Genomic DNA, 1,034 nt, shown 5'->3' with positions numbered 1-1,034 from the left:
GTAGGCAATCAGGCCCTCGGGCAGGTTCAGCATGCGGGCCATCGCGGCTGGAAAGGCGACTTGCAATACGCCGCAAGCGATGCACGACAGCGCATCCACACGCAGCACATTGCGCAGGAAGTTGGGAGAGGAAAGGATGGAACTCGAAGACATGGCAAAACTCCTGAAAGTGCTGGCAGCCGGTCATAGGGAATAGCGATCAGCGCGCCGGGCCGCCGGGTCGGTGCGCATGGGGGTCATCATTCCTGCGCACCGGCTGCTCGTCGATAACCTGGCAGGTAATGGAAAACCAGCTTCATGGCTTTAGGATGGCGCCATGACTGCCAGCATTCATCACCCTACCCGCCCCGCGCCGCGCGCGGCCCAACCCTTTGGCGACCACTTGCGCCACTGGCGCCAGCACCGGCGCCTGAGCCAGCTGGACCTGGCCCACGAGGCCGACATCTCGACGCGGCATTTGAGTTTTGTGGAAACCGGCCGCTCGGTGCCCAGCCGCGAGATGGTGCTGCGCCTGTCGGAGCGGCTGGACATTCCGCTACGCGAGCGCAATGCGCTGCTGGTGGCGGCCGGCTACGCGCCCATGTACCGCGAGCGGCCGCTGAATGACCCGGCGCTGGCTTCGGCCCGCCAGGCGGTGGAGCTGCTGCTGAAAAGCCATGAGCCCTACCCGGCCCTGGCCCTGGACCGCCACTGGAACATCGTGGCGACCAACCGCATGGTGCCGCACCTGCTGGCGGGCGCCGATGCGTCGCTGCTGGAAGCCCCCGTCAACGTGCTGCGCCTGAGCCTGCACCCCAAGGGCCTGGCGCCGCGCATCGCCAACCTGCTGCAGTGGCGCGACCATTTGTTTGAACGCCTGCGCCAGCAGATCACGGCCACGGCCGACCCGGCGCTGGTGGCGTTGCTGGAAGAACTGAAGGCCTACCCGGTGCCGGAAGAAGCCAAGGGGCCGAATCTGGAAGGCGAGCATCCAGGCGTTGTGATGCCTTTCAAGCTCAACACGCCTTCAGGCGTTTTGAGCTTCATCAGCACGA

The 1,034-nt window shown here is 65.6% G+C and carries 1 protein-coding gene; it reads left to right on the top strand.

Going from position 1 to position 1,034, the window contains the following annotated elements; translation table 11 throughout:
* Positions 1-316: 316 nt before the first annotated feature.
* Positions 317-1,034 (top strand): helix-turn-helix domain-containing protein (locus AC1DWI_RS24280; protein WP_477726059.1); only part of this gene is annotated, 718 nt, incomplete at its 3' end.

This window comes from Polaromonas sp. P3_C2, from assembly GCF_056402675.1.
Note: the sequence above shows the minus strand (reverse complement) of the source record. Positions and strands in the feature narration are given on the sequence as shown.